Consider the following 19,160-nt stretch of genomic DNA (forward strand, 5'->3'; position numbering starts at 1 on the left):
TTTTTGAGACAGCCTCTTTTTTGTTTAATAGTACGCTGTTTGTGTTAGGCTGATCCTTGGAACGTCGTAAGAATAGGACTATTCCCATTTATCGTTCAGTTTTATGTAATCAATGTTTGAGATATAAGGAGCCTAACTGAACGCCCTAGTTTTATTTACATTACTTGAATGTGGTAGCCTCTTATTTATGTACTTGGAACGGCTCATCTTATTATTTAGATGCTTTGGGTGCAGTATCCTATCCGCTTTCTTGGATGTCTGATTACAGTTGATTTAAGATTCTATCTGTTGCAAAGGAAGCAGTATATGAAACGTTGTACCTTCGCCTTCTACAGTCTCAAAATAGATTTGCCCGTTACAGGCTTCAATTGTCTTTTTGACAAGAACTAGTCCTAAACCGTTTCCGGAACTCTTTGTCGTGAAATTAATCTGGAAAATTTTATCCTGCATCTCTTTGGGAATCCCATAACCGTTGTCTTTGATATCTATCTTGACAAATTTGTCTGAGTAGCGTTCAATGGAAATCTCGATCTTCATGTTTTTTCGTCCATAACCGCCCTCAATCGCATTTTTTATCAAATTATTGAAGGTTCTTAATAGCTCATTACCATCTGCTTTAACGATAAGGGTTCTGTGATCCGCATTGTTAATGAGACGAATACTTACATTTGGTGTATTGTTGTACAAGGAAATGGACTTTGTTACTTTCTCTACAATATTGATGTTTTCCATTACCGTATTTGGGAATTTTGCAAAATGTGAAAATTCTGAGGCAATATGCGTCAATGCATCGATTTGTTCGATGAATGAAGTGGAGAATTTATTGAAGCGATCCGGAAATTTAGGGTCCTCGTCTTTGTAAGATCTACGGAGTTGCTGAATGCCTAATTTCATTGGTGTCAACGGATTTTTGATTTCATGGGCAATCTGTTGAGCCATCTCACGCCAAGTTGATTCTCGCTCGGTATCTTTGATCTTATTAGCATAGTCCTCCAGCTTTATGATCATAAGATTATATTCTTTGATCAATGTACCTATTTCATCATTTCGTTGCCAAAACAGAGGCTCGTTGGGCTGCCCCAGGCGTAGTTGTGAAATCTTCTTACTGATGATGCTCAATGGATTGGTGACACTGTTGGCCACAAACGTCGCATAAAATCCAAAGCCTATAATAATCAGCGAATAAATGTTCACTATGGTATTTAAAAGAAGATTCTTATTGATATTTTCTTCCTTCTGAAGTGAGAAGTTTGGTATACCTATATAAGCCAGTGTATTATAGTTTTTATCCCTGATGGTGGCGTAGCTGGTCTCAAATTGGAAAGTGCCAATACGCTCATCTTCAATTGTCTCCGATTTTTTTAAGATGGAAAGATTTTTCAGTGCAGCCGGATTAATGAAAGTAGAGAAAAGCTCCAGATCGTAGATTCTACGCTGCGAACTGTAAAGTAACCTGCCTGATTTGGAATAAAGATTGAAGTCTTTGGAAATTGTTTCGGATAATGTCTTGAGAATACTAATCAGCTGCGTTTCGGTGGATGTTTCATCTGTGTAGGTCAACATATTTTCCATCCGTTTACCCAGCTCGATAATAAAGCGCTCTTTACTTGCTTTATTGTTATTATAAAGCTGCTTGTTGATACTTATATATGAAATTACCGCTGAAATAAGAATAGCCAGAATTACCGATGAGATGATGGAAGTCTGAATACGTGTAGAGTACTGTATTTTATTTACTATTTTGTAGAACTGATACTTTAAATTACGGAAAGTTAGCTTGGTATTTTTAAGAAAGATATAGAGTGATTTTATGAAATGGAAAAGCATGAAAATCATAAAAAATACCAAGAACAGAAATGAAGTCGTCGCTAGATAATCCCAAAAAGAAGGTTTTTGTTTACTGATAACGTATGTAGAGAATTTATTGGCAACATAAGCCATATGTAGGTATGCATCTCGGTCGAGTACTTGAATATATTCCCCTGGAACACCTTTCAGCCCCCTCAAATTGTTCTCGTAAGTATATTTCCCAAACTGTGTTATTAAGGAGCCGCCTTTATAGAGGGCTATCGAATAATCTCCTTTATTATAATATTGCGAATTGTTAATCCGCATATCGGTAAGGATTTCGGGATAGGGAACCGTATAGCTAAAATCTTTATTGGAAAGATTGACGATAACATTGACAATTCTATTTTGGTCAATGGTGACAGGGATGATGGAGAAGTATTCATGCGTACCTAATTCCGCACTGGAACGGTAAAAGTTCTGCGTGACTTTTATCGACTTGTTGATTACCTTTTCTCGATATTCATTGATCTTATTCTGACTGGCTGGATTGAGCGGAATATTATTCTGATCATAATAATATGCTTTGAACTCGTACTTGGAAAGATAGCCACTAAAGTATTTTTTCTTGATAAAATCGTTGATCCCCTCGGTATTGGTATAGGGAAGGCTGATATTAAATAAGTGTTTTAATTCTTGATCGTTTGCTAAGCTACTTTCAATATCAGAGAATAATGAGACAGCATTGACATCATCTTCTGATTGTAGATTACTCAACAAGATTTTCATGTCGATTAAGTTCCGTTCCTGATAGAAACGTGCGTGCGTGATCGCACTTATGATTGCCCAAAGTATCAGTACAGCAATATAATTTGTTAATATATGTCTATCGAAATACTTCTCGCCAAATGATTTAATAAGGATGATCAGCGCGAGTAGCAAATTGACCAGGCTATTTTTCTCTATATAAAAGGAAATGATCAGGATGACAAAAATGACACATGCCAGTTGAATATTGAGCAGCTGCGTCGGTTTTAATTCTAATTTTTTAAGAAAAAATAGTACAAGATCAATGTAGATACTTAAAGCCAAAATACCCATGCCAACAATGCCTAGATCTACCCAACTTAAAAAATGTAAATCGACAAGTTTTGTGAAATCAAAATAGATGTTGTTGGAGTGTGTAATCAATGTACCAGCGATGTCATACAATAGACCGAACGATAGATATATACTTAGAATAAATCCGATTGCGATAGGAATTCTAAAGAGCCGGATGTTTTTTATTTTGTCAAAGTTGAGCTCTTTGCGAATTGAATAGATAAATAGAACCAACCATAGCACCAATATGGTGGTGGACATCACGGACCATATATTAGGGAAGAAGCGATTATAGGCGTAATTCCGTGAGTCGAAAATTGAAAATGTCGCATTTTCGGACAGCAGGTTCCACTTAAGATCGGCAAATTTAACAAGGCTAAATATCGACAATAGCAGTATCGCAGACCACCAGGCCCTTCCTGTCTTGGCCATATGTAAGCAGAGGCTATTGAAGAAGATCAGTAACGCGATCCAGGCTAGGAGCCAGCAGAAGAATTGCAAAATTGTATAGGCATTTTCATGCTCTCCATCTTTTAGCTTAACGGAGAACAGATAAGACCCCTCATTGCTATAGATATTTTTAATGGTGACCGTGTCTGTATAGGAGGCGATGTCAATATTTCTGGAGTCGAAGAAGTTTCTCCGCAAAGAGCTATTTAAATAGGGGTTGTTGTTATTTGTATAGCCTTTTACAATAATATAGGCGAGTATACTGATATTGCCAATTGTTTTTTTTCGAACAACGTAAGAACGGTTATCATCCTGAATAAAATTGGATTTTTCTGGAAATCCCTGATCTGTGATAGGCACGAATAGATGTGTGCTCCACATCTTCGGTTCATGGTCCTTAAAAAGAAATAGAAAAACCTTCTCGTTGGTTTTAAATTTTTCAAAAGCCTGATAAACTGCTATCGGATACTGATCGTAGTTTTTAAATGTTTTGAGCAGGAGTGAATCATTGAAAATACGATCGACTTTTTTTTCTTGTTGCGCGATGTAGTCATTGAGTGATTTTGTATCAATGTCTAGTATTTCCTTATTGGTAACAGATTCTTTAATGGTTATAGCTGTTCCTATAAAGCATAAAGTCAAGATAAGTAGGAGTAATCGAATTTTTATACCAGAATTCACGTGCGTCAATTTACATTATTGTAAATATAAAAAAAAGTCCTTGCTTTCTTAGGGCAAGGACTTTTATATTATTTTTCTGAATTACCCATTTTCATGGGCCAGAAAGAATCTTCATTAGGTTTTCGTAGCTGTTGATGCTAGCGAAAACATGAAGGATTTACTATGCTAATTAAACGTGTGGTTCTTCTTGACGGAAGATTTTAGCAGTCAAATACTCACGGTTTAGACGAGCAATGTTTGTTAACTTGATACCAACAGGACATTCTGCTTCGCAAGCTCCCGTGTTGGTACAGTTACCGAAGCCTTCTGCATCCATTTGATCAACCATTGCCTGCGCACGTTCGTAACGCTCAGTTTGACCTTGAGGTAATAAGGCAAATTGAGAGACTTTTGCAGATACAAATAACATTGCAGAAGCATTTTTACATGCAGCAACACAAGCACCACAACCGATACATGTAGCCGATTCGAAAGCTTCATCAGCAATACGTTTGGGGATAGGAATCGTGTTGGCGTCAGGAACACCTCCTGTATTGATATTAACATATCCACCTGCTTGTTGAATGCGGTCAAAAGCCGTACGGTCTGTTGCAAGGTCTTTCAATACCGGGAATGCAGCAGCTCTCCAAGGTTCGATGACGATTGTCTGTCCATCGTGGAAGCTACGCATGTGCAATTGACATGTTGTGGTACCTTCTTTAGGACCGTGAGGGCGACCGTTGATTACTAATGAACACATCCCACAGATACCTTCACGACAGTCGTGATCGAAATATACAGGATCTTCTCCTTTACGAGTCAATTCTTCATTGACAATATCAAGCATCTCTAAGAAAGACATATCATCAGCGATATCGTTTGCCTGATAAGTTACAAATTGACCTTTATCTTTATCATTTTTTTGACGCCAAACTTTCAGCGTTAAATTCATATGTTGTGCCATGATAATTTTCCTTCTTATTTATAACTTCTTTGTGTTAACTGAACGTTCTCGAATACCAAGTCTTCCTTGTGTAATTCCTCAGGTACATTGTCTCCTTTATATTCCCAGGCAGATACATAGGCGAATTCATCATCGTTACGTTTTGCTTCACCTTCTTCAGTTTGGCTTTCTAAACGGAAGTGACCACCACAAGACTCAGCGCGTTGCAATGCGTCAACAACCATTAACTCTCCTAACTCTAAGAAGTCAGCTACGCGACCAGCTTTTTCTAAAGAAAGATTTAATTCTTCGTTCTCTCCAAGTACTCTAACGTTTGTCCAGAATTCTTTTTTCAACTCTTGGATCAAACCTTGTGCTTTTTGTAATCCTTCAGCTGTACGAGCCATACCACAATATTCCCACATGATGAGACCTAGTTTTTTGTGGATATCATCAACAGTTTCTGTACCGTTTAAAGACAACAATTTGTTGATTTTGTCTTCAACTTCCTTACGTGTAGCTTCGAACGCTGGGTGGCTGTGATCTACTGGTGCGAATGAACCTAATTTAGCTAAGTAATCACCCACAGTGTAAGGGATCACGAAATAACCATCAGCAAGACCTTGCATCAATGCAGATGCACCTAAACGGTTTGCACCGTGGTCAGAGAAGTTACACTCACCTAAAGCATACAAACCTGGGATTGTAGTCATCAAGTTGTAGTCAACCCATACACCACCCATTGTATAGTGAACAGCAGGGTAGATACGCATTGGTTGTTTGTAAGGGTTTTCGTCAGTGATTTGGTAGTACATGTCAAATAAGTTACCATATTTAGCACGTACAGCGTCTTCGCCTAGACGACCGATCGCTTCTTTGAAATCCAAGAATACGGCGAAACCAGTTTTTCCAACACCGCGACCATCATCAACAGCTTCTTTTGCATTACGTGATGCTACGTCACGTGGTACCAAGTTACCGAATGAAGGGTATTTACGCTCCAAGAAATAGTCTCTGTCGTCTTCTTTGATATCATTGGCTTTGATCTCACCTTTACGTAATCTTTCTGCCATTTCTTGAGTTTTAGGAACCCATACACGGCCGTCATTACGTAAAGACTCTGACATCAATGTCAATTTGGATTGGTGATCGCCTGTTACCGGAATACACGTTGGGTGAATTTGTGTGTAACAAGGATTAGCGAAGTAAGCACCACGTTTGTGCGCTCTCCAAGCTGCTGTAACGTTACATCCCATTGCATTTGTAGACAAGAAGAATACGTTACCGTAACCACCTGTACACATCAATACTGCATGTGCAGCATGAGTTTCGATTTTACCTGAAACCAAGTCACGAGTTACAATACCTTTAGCATGACCATCGATCATAACCAAATCCAACATCTCATGACGCGTATATGATTTTACTTTTCCTTTTTTGATTTGACGGTTCAATGCTGAATACGCACCTAACAACAATTGTTGTCCCGTTTGACCACGCGCATAGAACGTACGGCTTACCTGAGCACCACCGAAAGAACGGTTGTCCAATAAACCACCATATTCACGTGCAAAAGGAACACCTTGCGCAACACATTGGTCGATGATGTTGACAGATACTTCTGCCAAACGGTAAACGTTTGCCTCACGTGAGCGGTAGTCACCACCTTTGATTGTATCGTAGAATAAACGGAAAACAGAGTCTCCGTCGTTTTGGTAGCTTTTTGCTGCGTTAATACCACCTTGTGCCGCAATAGAGTGCGCACGACGAGGTGAATCTTGGTAACAGAAGGTAATTACATTATATCCTAATTCGGCTAAAGATGCCGCTGCAGATGCACCAGCAAGACCTGTACCAACAACAATAACAGTAAATTTACGTTTGTTAGCAGGGTTAACCAACTTAAGATTAAATTTATGATTTGACCACTTTTGGGCTAATGGGCCCGCTGGTACTTTTGAATCTAACATATCTCTTAATTTTATATTGATCGATAAAGCCTGAGCTTTATCTTAAAAGATTCTGAATTATTTAAAGAAGAAAAACAATGGCATTATTGCAAAGCCAATTGGAATTAATACCCCAAATACCCAAACACCGATTGCTCTGATGATTCCAATATATCTTCTGTGGTTAAAACCTAAAGTTTGGAATGCAGATTGGAAACCATGAATTAAGTGGAATGCCAAAGCTGCCATCGCAATAACATACAAAGCTACCAATGCAACATTTTTGAATGCAAAGTCAACTTGCTTGTACAAATCTCTCGCTTTTAAGATTTGAACATTGTTTTCTACCGTTTCTTGGTAGTCGTGGAATTCAGAAGCTTGAAGTTCTCTCGCTGTGGTTTGTCCAGTTGCCAAATCAGTACGGTATTCGATGTACGGCACTTCATCATTGTGAAACTTCCACCAAAAATTAGACATGTGCGTAGCTAAGAATACTAAAATGACAGTACCTAAGATACCCATGTTGCGTGAATTCCACTTGCTGTTTGCTTGACCATCATATTTGGCATAACCAATAGGACGAGCGGCCTTGTTTTTCATCGACAATGTAATAGCGTAGATGACGTGAACAATTACCGAAGCATACAATAAGTAAGAAACAACTTTGATTGGTGCAAAGTGAGTCATAAAATAGGCGTACTTGTTGAACGCTAGACCCGCATCATCTTTAAATAATTGCAAGTTACCAACCAAGTGAACAACTAGGAATAAACATAGGAAGATTCCTGTTAAGCTCATGATTAGCTTCTTCCCAATCGAAGAACTGAAAACTGGCTTTGATTTACTCATTATCCTTGTAATTTAATTTGAATTAGGCAAATCTACTATTTGCTATTAAATATGATACCATTTTGACAAGAAAAAGCAATAATTTAGAACGGTTCTAAAGTTTATTGAAATAAAAAGTCCGTTTTGAATAAAAACGGACTTTTAAACAGTATATGAACAAGGTTTAAAGAATTATAGGATACTGAATAATCTATAGCCTAAACCGATACTCCACATGTTGATTTTGGGATTTGCCTGACTTTCGTTGTTGACCTTGTTCAAGCCCATTTCGTAACGTAGGTCTACACGTAAGCTTGAAACATCAGCACCTACACCAAAAGCCCAAGCTGTACCACTTTTTTTGTAGTTACCTGGATTCAATTGGTCAATCATCTTGGGCTGATTATCATCTACTTTAAATGAGAAAATTGGACCGGTTTGGATTCTCGCCCCGATTGGACCCAAGCCAAAACGCTTGCCTAATAATACAGGAATATCAACTGTGGTAAACTTAACATCGGTAGTCGTTGAAGCCCCGTCTTCTCCTTGACCTTTCACAGTGGTGTTTTTACCTGTTAAATAAACCTCCGGCTGAATATGGAATCCCAATACACCAACACGTCCATAAAGACCTGCTTGGTAGCCTGCTTTCGGGTCAGAATTGAAATATTTTCCATCGCTTTTAAGTTTAGAGAAGTTCAAGCCTCCTTTTACACCCACCTCAAACCCTGGCAAAAGCTGCGCCTGTGCCGTTGCTACGCTACCACAAATCAAAAGTAATGCTGGTAAAATCTTTTTCATAATCTTTTATTTATGTATATATTGTATCTTTAAACAAACTTTTACAGTTCAGTAAAGATATACAAATTTTATACCTAAATCTTAGTTATGCTGAAAATTAACGAAGAACAGTGGCAAGTAGCCAAAGAAAAACTCCGTCGCAAGTACAACCACTTAAGTGATGAAGATTTAGCTTTTCAAGCAGGAGAGGAAGATAAACTGATCAATAGATTGTCTTTACGTTTGGGACGGAAGCCTTCCTATGTTTTATTTACGATAGGTAAAGAGATTCAGGATATTAGTAGCAACCGATTATGAGTGATGCCATTAGTTGGAGCGATTTTGAGAAAGTGGATTTACGGGTAGGAACTATTTTAGAAGCAAAAGACTTTCCAAGAGCTAAAAAGCCAGCATATCAATTGAAACTTGATTTCGGCGATGAAATTGGTGTATTACAGAGTAGTGCCCAGATTACAGTACACTACAACAAAGAGGAGTTGATTGGGAAGCAAGTTGTCGCAGTTGTGAACTTTCCCAAAAAGCAGATCGCTAATTTCTTTTCTGAGTGTCTAGTGACCGGATTTCCGGACGAAAATGGAGATATTATTTTGACATCTGTCGACAAAAAATTACCAAATGGATCTAAACTTAGTTAAGTTTGTACCATGACATTTATAGATTTTGAAGGAACACAACTCATCGATAGTGACGAGTCGTTCATGCGTATGGCATTGAATGAAGCTAAGGTCGCTTACCAAGAGGGAGAGGTGCCTATTGGGGCAGTTATTGTTCATCGAGGACGTGTTATAGGGAAAGGTCATAATTTGACGCAGCGATTAAATGATGTGACAGCTCACGCTGAAATGCAGGCTTTTACAGCAGCAGCAAATTACCTTGGGGGCAAATACCTGGATGAATGCACATTATACGTTACCATTGAGCCTTGTATTATGTGTGCCGGAGCGGCCTATTGGACACATATTGGTAAAATAGTCTATGGAGCCAAAGATGAAAAGCGTGGCTATTCCCATTTTCACGATAAAATATTACACCCCAAAACTGTCATTACACATGGCGTTTTGCAGGAAGAATGTGCTGATTTGGTAAAATCATTTTTTCGTCAAAAACGGTAGGGAAATAATGGATTTATTGTAACACATAAAAACATAACCGTGTATATTGTGTTATATTTGTATGTATAAACGAAGTAATAAACATTTAAATTAAAATAGATATGGCATTTGAATTAGAAGCGTTACCATACGCAGCCGACGCATTGGAACCACATATTGACAAAACTACAATGGAAATCCACCATGACAGACACCATCAGGCATATGTGGATAACTTAAATAAAGCTATCGCAGGAACAGACGCAGAAAACTTATCCCTATTGGATATTATTAAAAATGTAAGTAAATACAGCGCAGCCGTACGTAATAATGGTGGTGGTCACTACAACCACTCTTTGTTTTGGAAGGTTTTAGGCCCAAATGCAGGTGGAGTTCCAACAGGTGAATTAGCTGAAGCAATCAATGCTACATTTGGTTCATTTGATGAGTTGAAAAAACAACTTCAAGCTGCTGGTGCTGCGCGTTTTGGCTCAGGATGGGCTTGGTTAATTGTTGGTGCTGATGGTAAACTTGCAGTAACTTCTACACCAAACCAAGACAATCCATTGATGGATGTTGCTGAGGTAAAAGGTACGCCTATCTTAGGTATCGACGTTTGGGAGCATGCTTATTATTTGAAATTCCAAAATAAGCGTCCAGCGTATTTAGAGGAAATCTTTAATGTTATCAATTGGGATGCCGTAGCACAAAACTATGCTGCAGCTAAATAGTTGATCATTTGATAGAACAATAGAAAAGCGACAATAAGTTATTATTGTCGCTTTTCTATTTTATAAACAAAACCTCAGTTGTATTTGTTTATAAGACCATAGTAGAACACTACAGTATAATAGTTAACTCCACGATCATACCCGCTACTGATGAAAAATATTTTAATGCTATTAGCAGCACTTTTTATTTTAGGCTCCTGCCAGGGACAGCAGGCAAAAAAAACTGATTTCTCGAAGTTACCGGCAAAAAATACGGCAAGTTTGGATACAGCGACATTTGCGGCAGGTTGTTTTTGGTGTACTGAGGCACAATTCAAAGAGTTAAAGGGGGTTGTACATGTTGTTTCAGGATATACTGGCGGATGGGTAGCAAATCCAAGTTATACGCAGGTTTGTACAGGGAGCACAGGGCATGCGGAAGCAACCAATATTATTTTTGATCCAAAAGTGATCAGCTACGACAAACTATTGGAGGCCTTCTTTGTCGCACATGATCCAACAGAGCTCAATCGCCAGGGGAATGATATCGGCACCCAATATCGCTCGGCTATTTTTGTGCACGATAAAGAGCAGCTTGACAAGACGCAGTATTATCTTTCGGCGTTAGAAAAAGAGCATGTTTTCAATAAACCTATTGTAACCGAAGTAGTTCCGGCAACAGTCTTTTATCCTGCAGAAGACTATCATCAAGATTATTATAGATTAAATGGGAAAGAACCATACTGCCAATTGGTGATTAAACCGAAATTGGAAAAATTTAAACGTATCTTTTCCAAGGTGCTCAAAGAGGGACAGTAACTTTGGGTATTCATAAAATTTGAGGTAATTTTACTTCTATTAACGCTATTTAGTATCATGCTAACAAGTTGAAACCATGGTTTCTTATGCAAATAATGGAACGAACAAACTTGATAGCTTCATGATTCATTGATAGCATTTTTTGGATGAATAATTAATAATTGTAATATGTCTAAAGGATTTTTTACAGTTCCTGTTCCTACCAATGAACCGGTGTATACTTACGCTGTCGGAACGAAAGAACGTAAATTGTTGAAAGCAGCAATTGATGAGGCACGTTCGAAACAAATCGATATCCCAATGTATATTGGTGGTAAAGAAATCACTACTTCTAAAAAAGTAAACCTAGCTCCTCCACATGACCACCAACATATTTTAGGTCAATACAATCAAGGCGATAAATCTCACGTAACAGATGCAATCAATGCTGCTTTGGCGGCAAAAAAGGATTGGGAAAATCTTACTTGGGAGGATCGTGCTGCAATCTTTTTAAAAGCTGCTGAATTAATTTCGGGAAAATACCGTTATGAGTTGAATGCTGCTACAATGTTGGGGCAATCGAAGAACCCCTATCAGGCAGAAATTGATTCGGCATGTGAGATTGTGGATTTCTTGCGTTTCAATGTACAGTACATGAGTGAAATCTATAAGCAACAACCTCCTATATCAGGTAAAGGTGTTTGGAACCGTGTAGAACAACGTCCTCTTGAAGGTTTTGTATTTGCATTGACTCCATTTAATTTTACAGCTATTGCGGGTAATTTACCGTCGTGTGTTGCAATGATGGGTAATGTTGTTGTATGGAAACCATCCAATACCCAAATCTATTCAGCAAATGTATTGATGAAAATTTTCCGTGAAGCTGGTCTTCCGGATGGTGTAATCAACTTGGTGTATGTTTCAGGTCCTGATGCAGGTGATGTGATTTTCCAACACCCAGATTTCGCAGGTATCCATTTCACTGGCTCAACAGGAGTATTCCAAGACATTTGGAAAACGATCGGTAACAATATCCACCGTTATAAAACATATCCACGTATTGTTGGTGAGACTGGTGGTAAGGATTTTATCGTTGTACACCCTTCGGCTGATTTGAAGGTTGCGAATACAGCTTTAGTTCGTGGTGCTTTTGAATACCAAGGCCAGAAATGTTCTGCTGCCTCACGTGCATATATTCCTAAATCATTGTGGCCAGCATTGAAGGAATCTATGACGAATGACGTAAAATCTTTAACAATCGGCGGAACAGAGGATTTCACGAACTTTTTCAATGCTGTCATTGATGAGAAGTCGTTTGATAAATTAGCGAAGTATATCGACAGAGCTAAAGAATCTAATGAAGCAGAAATTGTAGTTGGTGGTACATACGATAAATCTAAAGGATATTTCATCCATCCAACAATCATTGAGGCTTCAAAACCAGATTACGAAACCATGGTTGAGGAATTGTTCGGACCTGTGCTGACGGTATATGTTTACGAGGATGCTAAGTTTGAAGAAACGTTAGCTATTGTTGATACAACATCTATTTATGCCTTGACAGGATCAATCATTGCGCAAGATCGTTATGCCATTAATTTAGCAACAGATAAATTGAGACATGCTGCGGGTAACTTCTATGTGAATGATAAGTGTACAGGTGCTGTCGTAGGTCAACAACCGTTTGGTGGTGCTAGAGGTTCGGGTACAAACGACAAAGCAGGATCAATGATCAATTTGCTTCGTTGGGTATCTCCTCGTACAATTAAAGAGACGTTTAATCCAGATACAGATTATAGATATCCTTTCTTGGAAAAGGGAGAATAAAGAAGCTAGCATAACAGCTTTGTTAAAATAGAAAAAGGCGCTTATAAAGCGCCTTTTTCTATTTTTTAAATAATCCCAATTCTGTTCCGTCGTCTCTAGTCATCCGAATATTCAATGACTTGTTGTTCCCGGCCACATCGATGATGGTTCTTTTCCCCGCTTTTGGACCACCACCTATAAAGACAGGGTAATTGTGGTCTTTATCTGCTGGATAGTATCCATATTGATGGGTGTGGCCCGAGATCATGGCATCAATTTTATATTTCTGAAACAGGGGATGGAAACATGCTCTGTTATCCAGGGTGCCATGCCAGTCGTCCGAATGAAAAATTGGAATATGGCTAATGACAACAGTATGTTGAGCACGCTTTCTTTCTTTGGATTGGAGGACCTGTTCCAGCCATTGAGCCTGTTCTTTTCTGTAGTTATCGTAATCGACTGTTCCGGCGTATACCTCATGATTGTCAGGCTTGTCTTCGCCACTGTCTAGCATGATCCAAAAAATAGGCCCTCTTTTAAAGGCTTGGTAATACTTGTTGTCCGGATAACCAAAATATCGTTTGAAATTACGAGCGAAAGATCCCCTTGTCTCATGGTTTCCTCGATTCATGATGAATGGTTTGCTTGTCGCAAAAAATTCAATTGGCTTTAGCAATTTCTCTGTGATATCTTGCTGATTGGTGACATAATGAAATGAGTCTCCATTCATCACAAAGAAATCGTAAGGCGCGATATCCTGATTTGGGATAAGGTCATGATAACTGCTCTTTTCCTCATGTACATCGTTATATACAAGACAGCGAATCTGCTCTTGATCGCTCTTGGCTAATTTAGCCTCAAAAATAGGTGTTTCTATTTCTTGGCCATATACAATTTTATAAGGATCGAATTTTTGGACTTCCTTCGCCTTGATGCGATAGCGAAATGAGCGCGGCGCGTCCTCAATTGTAAAATGAAAAAAGTCAGTATTGGCGTTGATCATCCCATCTTCGGATTGGTAGATTTTTTTATGGACATTTCCTGCGTTATCGAGAATCTCGAGCCAAGCAAAAGCCTCTTTGCTCAAAATTGTAAAAATACTGACGCCTGTTTCCGTTTGATTCTGTAGATAGGCAGGTACGAGAAAACTGAACTCGCCTTCTGCCTCATTTGCTTCTTTTTCTTGCGCGACGCTTATATTCGGTAATGTAATCCCAGCCAGCGCCAGGACTTCTAAAAATCTTCTTCTGTTAAAATTCATATTTAAAGGTCACAAGTGGTTATTTAATATTTATCTCGACATATAATGGACGATGATCACTAGCGTATTTCTCGTCCAAAATTCGATGGTTAGAAAACCTTGCGGCAACTGTTTTATTGATCATGATATAATCAATTTCAGTAGTGGGTTTATCTTGAGGAAACGTAAATCCATTGGCAATACTGCTTTTTGTGAATATTTTGCTAAGTTCAATAATCGCTGGATCATTGGGCTCGGAGTTCAAATCACCGACAAGGATGGTGGGTAACTTTTCGTTTTTGAAGCGATTGGTGATGAATTTTGCCTGTTCGATTTTGTTTTTGTCTTTCAGGTCAAGGTGTGTATTCGCAAATAAGAGTTTCTTTTTGTGAATAGTGACTTCGATTACAGATAAACTACGTGTTTCGCTTTCCACAGGTGAGGGTAGAAGGTGTTTTTCTACACGTTCAATCGGATTTTTTGACAATATGGCGGTGCCATATTCACCTTTATCCAAGTCTATTCCTTTGGAAAATATATAGTGCATGCCTGTTAATTCGGCTAATTTCTTGGCTTGATTTTCAAAATATGATCTACCGAGATTAACATCGATTTCCTGAAGACCTACAATGTCAGCTTTGGAATTTTTAATAATCTTGGCAACCGTGTCAAGATTGATAATAGATTCTTTTTCAGTGGGTGGGTTTCCATGATGGATATTGAACGAGAGTACGCGTATTGTTTGTGCATGTAGATGGAATACTGAGCTTAGCAGTATTAGAAGGAATAGAATTAGTTTACGATTCATTGTTTATATTAAGTTTAGCATTTGGATGTCAGGCGTTTTTAATTCGCCTTTCTAAAATTAATAAAATCTATGAGTACAAATTGAAAACTTTGGACATGTAACAAAATAATCATCTAAGCACTTGAACTTTCGCAAAAAAATAGCCATCCTAAACAGGATGGCTACCTACATTATACTAATTTTTACAGGAACTAGTCTTCGTTTTCCTCGGTGTTAAGCATTGGATCTTCTCCTGTCACTTCAGCGCGGATTTTAGCTTCAAGTTCGTCCATTAAATCTGGATTGTCGAATAATAAGGCTTTAACAGCGTCTCGACCTTGTCCTAATTTGGTCTCACCATAGCTAAACCAGGAGCCTGCTTTTTTAATAATACCATATTCAACACCTAGATCAATGATTTCACCTACTTTAGAGATACCTTCACCAAAGATGATATCAAATTCCGCTATGCGGAACGGAGGGGCTACTTTATTTTTTACAATCTTCACTTTTACGCGGTTACCCGATACTTCATCAGAATCTTTGATTTGTGATGTACGACGGATATCTAAACGTACAGAAGCGTAAAATTTTAAGGCATTACCACCAGTTGTTGTTTCTGGGTTACCAAACATGACACCAATTTTTTCACGCAATTGGTTGATGAAAATACAACAACAGTTTGTTTTTGAAATTGTACCTGTTAACTTACGTAAAGCCTGAGACATCAAACGAGCTTGAAGCCCCATTTTAGAATCGCCCATTTCGCCTTCGATCTCGCCTTTTGGTACCAAAGCCGCAACGGAGTCAATGACAATAACGTCGATTGCACCAGAACGGATTAGGTTATCAGCAATTTCTAAACCTTGCTCACCATTATCCGGTTGAGAAATCAATAAATTTTCTACATCTACGCCTAATTTTTGAGCGTAATATTTATCAAAAGCATGTTCAGCATCAATGATTGCTGCAATACCGCCTTTTTTTTGTGCCTCTGCAACAATGTGAGTTGCTAAGGTAGTTTTACCCGAAGATTCAGGTCCGTATATTTCAATGATACGGCCTTTTGGTACACCGCCAATGCCTAAGGCGATATCCAAGCCTAGAGATCCTGTAGAAATAGCTTCGATCGGCTCAACAGCAGTATCCCCTAACTTCATAATTGAACCTTTTCCAAAGTTCTTCTCCAATTTATCTAACGTCAGCTGTAAAGCCTTTAGTTTATCTGTGTTGCTCATATTTTTAGTATATATTTCTCAAAATTAAAAATTAAAAATCATAAACCAAATATTTTCACTAAAAAAATTAGCTTTTTGTTTCTGATATAGCTGAAACACTTTTTATATGGTGATTTTTTTCAAAGTATTTGCACATATAAGTAATAGGGCATTTCTCACACATTGGTTTTCGGGCCAGACATATGTAACGTCCGTGTAAGATAAGCCAATGATGAGCAATGGCAATTGTATCTTTGGGTAGATTTTTTACCAACTGTTTTTCTACAGCCAATGGCGTTGTCGCACGATAGGTTAGCCCAAGACGATTTGCAACACGAAAAACATGGGTATCTACGGCCATCGCCGGATTATGATAAACAACAGATGAAATGACATTAGCAGTTTTTCGACCTACACCAGGAAGTTTCACAAGATCCTCAATTTTTTCGGGTACAATGTTGTTGAACTTTTCAATCAGTAGTTGAGCCATTCCAACAAGGTGTTTGGCCTTGTTATTTGGATAGCTTACGGATCGTATATAGCTAAACACCTCGTCTACACTAGAAGCTGCCAAACTGTGTGCATCAGGGTAGCGTTCAAACAATTTGGGCGTGACTTGGTTGATCCTTTTATCTGTACATTGTGCAGATAAAATAACAGCGACCAGTAATTCAAACGGATTACTATAGTTGAGTTCTGTCTGTGCGTCAGGACTATTTTTGGAGAAATAATCTACGAAAGCCTTGTATCGTTCTTGTTTTAACATCGGTTCAAAACTAGCCAAAATTTCCATCAAAAAAGAAATTTTGAAACCTACTACATGGTGAATACTCTGATTTTAATGTGCAAAACGGAAGGGAAGTCTCAACTGTTTTGGATCATAGATAAATCAAGACGATATTAAGGTTAAAAAATAAGGCCTAATCTCCCAGATTAGGCCTTTCTTTTTTCCAGTTGTTTCGAATATGCCAGGATATTCTCTACACTTCTTTTGCTTGGATGAAGCAACATTTTTGGTAATTGAAGTTTCAATTCATTTTCTATGTCCTCGTCTGTCATTACCTTCTCGTTTTGGGTTAGCAAATTTTGAACTTCGTTTTCTGATTGGGTAAAGTTTTCTACCATAAGCATCTGTTGTTTTGTCTCTGTAAGTTAAATAATTAAACGGACAAAAGATAGTTTTGGTATAAAAAACGAGAAAATATTTATTTTTTCTTTTTGTTGGTATATTCTTCTGCTTTTATAATGGCGTTATAAGCATTGACGATTCCTCCGGTGACCGAGATGTCCGCTAATCGAACCGTTTTGGTGGCATCTTCACCAACCTTTATCTGTACCAGTTGGTTCGGCTTTTCCACCGATTCCATAATAATCTGTTTGGTTTCCACCGCGCTCAAATTGGGATAATAAGATCGAATCATTGCCGCCAGACCAGCGACAACGGGCGCAGCCATACTCGTGCCCTGTTCTTCTTTATACTTGGAATCTGGTACCGTTGAGTTGATGTGGACGCCAGGAGCAAAAACGTCGACCGTTTTTTTGCCATAATTGGAAAAATCGGCTAATAGTTCATTGTCCAAATGAAGACCGGTTGCGCCTACGGTGATCCATGCATTGGCAACTCCGGTGGTATCACCTTTTCCATCCGTATAATACTTCATTGGAAAATTAGGTTCTATATCGTTATCTTCACTGTCATTTCCTGCGGCATGAACCATCAATACATCTTTGGATTCAGCATATCTGATGGCATCGTCTACGGCCTGCTTATTATGGGCATAACTTTTCCCAAAGCTCATGTTCAGTACTTTGGCTCCGTTGTCTGCAGCGTAGCGAATAGCATTTGCGACGTCTTTGTCACGCTCATCACCATCAGGGACGAGTCTAACCGTGAGTATTTTAACGTTATCCGCTACTCCATTGATACCGATATTATTATTGCGTTTTGCACCGATAATTCCTGCGACATGGCTGCCATGTAATGCATCTGGTCCCTTTACGTCCGCGTTGCCATAATGGCGCTCTGAAGCATCTTCATAATTATCGCCAACAATAGGTCGAGAATCGTATGCTTTGTTTAAATGATAATCAACTTGATTGTTGAAATATTTTGCACCTTCGGTGATATCATCAAAAAATTTGGCAAAGCCGCCGTTGTGGATTTCATCCTTTGCATAGCCCAGTGCGATGCGTTGCGTATTTGTGGTCGCTTTGAAATTGTCTATGTCCTCCTGTGTGATATCCTCGGGCTTTTTACCTATTTCACGTACCACAGCGTCTATGTTGCGTTTGAGCGCATCGTACGAAAATTGACCCATTTTAGCTTCTTCTAGCTTGTTTTTATATTTGGCAAGCATTTTTTGATAACTAGCGAAAGCTTTTCGACCAGCTTCATTGAGTTCTGTTGCCGCTGTGATGTTTGCAAACTTTTCGTCCAGTATCCTAAGCTGTCTTGTCAGTTCAAGGTTGTCAAACTGAACATCTTCTCCATTGGCGTTTCCAATAAAGTTCCAGCCATATTTATCATTGATATAGCCATTGCCATCATTATCTATACCATTTGCAAGACTATCCTTCACATTGATCCACACGACATCTTTGAGGTCCTCGTGATAAACATCCACACCTCCATCCAATACGCTAACGATGACTGGAGTGGATTTTCTCCCTTTCAATAAAGTTTTATACGTTTTTTCGGTACTGATTCCCATCACCCCATCCGTTTTATAGTCCAAATTAAACCAATTTGCTGGAATGGTATCCGATTGTCCGAAAGAGATAAGTGGCAATGAGCCTAAAGCAATTAGATATAGTGATTTTTTTAAATTCATATGTAAATAATTCTTAATGAAGTGTCTGCTTTCAATGATTGCCATGAACGCATTCCACCTGGTTATTCTCTCCTGTGTGTTTTAATTTTTTTTCAAGAGCGTGCCTGCTCATTTATTCCTAACTATAGCAGAATAGCAAAGATAATGCTAATGCTTCTTC

The 19,160-nt window shown here is 38.5% G+C and carries 17 protein-coding genes; 6 read left to right on the top strand and 11 right to left on the bottom strand.

Features of this window, described 5'->3' with window-relative positions; all coding sequences use genetic code 11:
* Nucleotides 1-273 precede the first annotated feature (273 nt).
* The 5 genes from B3E92_RS09425 to B3E92_RS09445 form a co-directional block, all read right to left on the bottom strand.
* Nucleotides 274-4,020: a HAMP domain-containing sensor histidine kinase gene (locus B3E92_RS09425; protein ID WP_286710092.1), complete on the bottom strand. Its 3,747-nt coding sequence runs from the start codon at nt 4,018-4,020 to the stop codon at nt 274-276.
* A 169-nt stretch (nt 4,021-4,189) separates the two neighbouring features.
* Entirely contained in the window at nt 4,190-4,963 is a 774-nt protein-coding gene (locus tag B3E92_RS09430; RefSeq protein ID WP_172840644.1) for a succinate dehydrogenase/fumarate reductase iron-sulfur subunit, read from the bottom strand.
* Between the two features lie 14 nt (nt 4,964-4,977).
* On the bottom strand, nt 4,978-6,912 hold the full coding sequence (locus tag B3E92_RS09435) for a fumarate reductase/succinate dehydrogenase flavoprotein subunit (protein WP_075990894.1): 1,935 nt from the start codon (nt 6,910-6,912) through the stop codon (nt 4,978-4,980).
* 57 nt (nt 6,913-6,969) lie between these two features.
* Nucleotides 6,970-7,740: a succinate dehydrogenase cytochrome b subunit gene (locus B3E92_RS09440; RefSeq protein WP_088160105.1), complete on the bottom strand. Its 771-nt coding sequence runs from the start codon at nt 7,738-7,740 to the stop codon at nt 6,970-6,972.
* 171 nt (nt 7,741-7,911) lie between these two features.
* Entirely contained in the window at nt 7,912-8,520 is a 609-nt protein-coding gene (locus B3E92_RS09445) for a porin family protein (protein WP_286896419.1), read from the bottom strand.
* 87 nt (nt 8,521-8,607) lie between these two features.
* On the opposite strand from B3E92_RS09445, the gene B3E92_RS09450 reads away from it, so the two are divergent.
* From B3E92_RS09450 to pruA, 6 genes are all read left to right on the top strand, one after another.
* On the top strand, nt 8,608-8,817 hold the full coding sequence (locus B3E92_RS09450; RefSeq protein WP_070561956.1) for a hypothetical protein: 210 nt from the start codon (nt 8,608-8,610) through the stop codon (nt 8,815-8,817).
* Nucleotides 8,814-9,155: a tRNA-binding protein gene (locus tag B3E92_RS09455; protein ID WP_075990896.1), complete on the top strand. Its 342-nt coding sequence runs from the start codon at nt 8,814-8,816 to the stop codon at nt 9,153-9,155. The genes B3E92_RS09450 and B3E92_RS09455 overlap by 4 nt, the downstream gene beginning before the upstream one ends.
* A 9-nt stretch (nt 9,156-9,164) precedes the next feature.
* Complete coding sequence (locus tag B3E92_RS09460; RefSeq protein ID WP_088160107.1) at nt 9,165-9,632, top strand: nucleoside deaminase; 468 nt, start codon at nt 9,165-9,167, stop codon at nt 9,630-9,632.
* 101 nt (nt 9,633-9,733) lie between these two features.
* Nucleotides 9,734-10,342 carry a superoxide dismutase gene (locus B3E92_RS09465; RefSeq protein ID WP_286710091.1) on the top strand — a complete coding sequence of 203 codons (609 nt, stop codon included), beginning with the start codon at nt 9,734-9,736 and terminating at the stop codon, nt 10,340-10,342.
* A 150-nt stretch (nt 10,343-10,492) separates the two neighbouring features.
* Nucleotides 10,493-11,140: a peptide-methionine (S)-S-oxide reductase MsrA gene (msrA, locus tag B3E92_RS09470; RefSeq protein ID WP_070561964.1), complete on the top strand. Its 648-nt coding sequence runs from the start codon at nt 10,493-10,495 to the stop codon at nt 11,138-11,140.
* A gap of 168 nt (nt 11,141-11,308) precedes the next feature.
* Nucleotides 11,309-12,946, top strand: a complete 1,638-nt coding sequence (pruA, locus tag B3E92_RS09475; protein ID WP_286896423.1) for an L-glutamate gamma-semialdehyde dehydrogenase — start codon at nt 11,309-11,311, stop codon at nt 12,944-12,946.
* A gap of 58 nt (nt 12,947-13,004) precedes the next feature.
* On the opposite strand, the gene B3E92_RS09480 is transcribed toward pruA, so the two are convergent.
* The 6 genes from B3E92_RS09480 to B3E92_RS09505 all read right to left on the bottom strand — a co-directional run bounded on the left by B3E92_RS09480 (nt 13,005) and on the right by B3E92_RS09505 (nt 19,000).
* Complete coding sequence (locus B3E92_RS09480; RefSeq protein WP_070561968.1) at nt 13,005-14,186, bottom strand: metallophosphoesterase family protein; 1,182 nt, start codon at nt 14,184-14,186, stop codon at nt 13,005-13,007.
* Nucleotides 14,187-14,205: 19 nt separating this feature from the next.
* Nucleotides 14,206-14,973, bottom strand: a complete 768-nt coding sequence (locus tag B3E92_RS09485; protein WP_286710089.1) for an endonuclease/exonuclease/phosphatase family protein — start codon at nt 14,971-14,973, stop codon at nt 14,206-14,208.
* A gap of 191 nt (nt 14,974-15,164) precedes the next feature.
* On the bottom strand, nt 15,165-16,190 hold the full coding sequence (recA, locus tag B3E92_RS09490; RefSeq protein ID WP_070561972.1) for a recombinase RecA: 1,026 nt from the start codon (nt 16,188-16,190) through the stop codon (nt 15,165-15,167).
* 67 nt (nt 16,191-16,257) lie between these two features.
* Complete coding sequence (nth, locus tag B3E92_RS09495) at nt 16,258-16,935, bottom strand: endonuclease III (RefSeq protein WP_070562044.1); 678 nt, start codon at nt 16,933-16,935, stop codon at nt 16,258-16,260.
* Between the two features lie 167 nt (nt 16,936-17,102).
* The gene (locus tag B3E92_RS09500) at nt 17,103-17,294 is read right to left on the bottom strand and encodes a hypothetical protein (protein WP_139144906.1); all 192 of its coding nucleotides are present in this window, start codon (nt 17,292-17,294) and stop codon (nt 17,103-17,105) included.
* An 80-nt stretch (nt 17,295-17,374) separates the two neighbouring features.
* Nucleotides 17,375-19,000 (bottom strand): S8 family serine peptidase, encoded by a 1,626-nt coding sequence (locus B3E92_RS09505; protein ID WP_070561974.1) that lies wholly within the window; start codon nt 18,998-19,000, stop codon nt 17,375-17,377.
* Nucleotides 19,001-19,160: the final 160 nt, after the last annotated feature.

It is taken from the genome of Sphingobacterium sp. UBA6317 (assembly GCF_002440385.1).
GTDB lineage: Bacteria > Bacteroidota > Bacteroidia > Sphingobacteriales > Sphingobacteriaceae > Sphingobacterium > Sphingobacterium multivorum.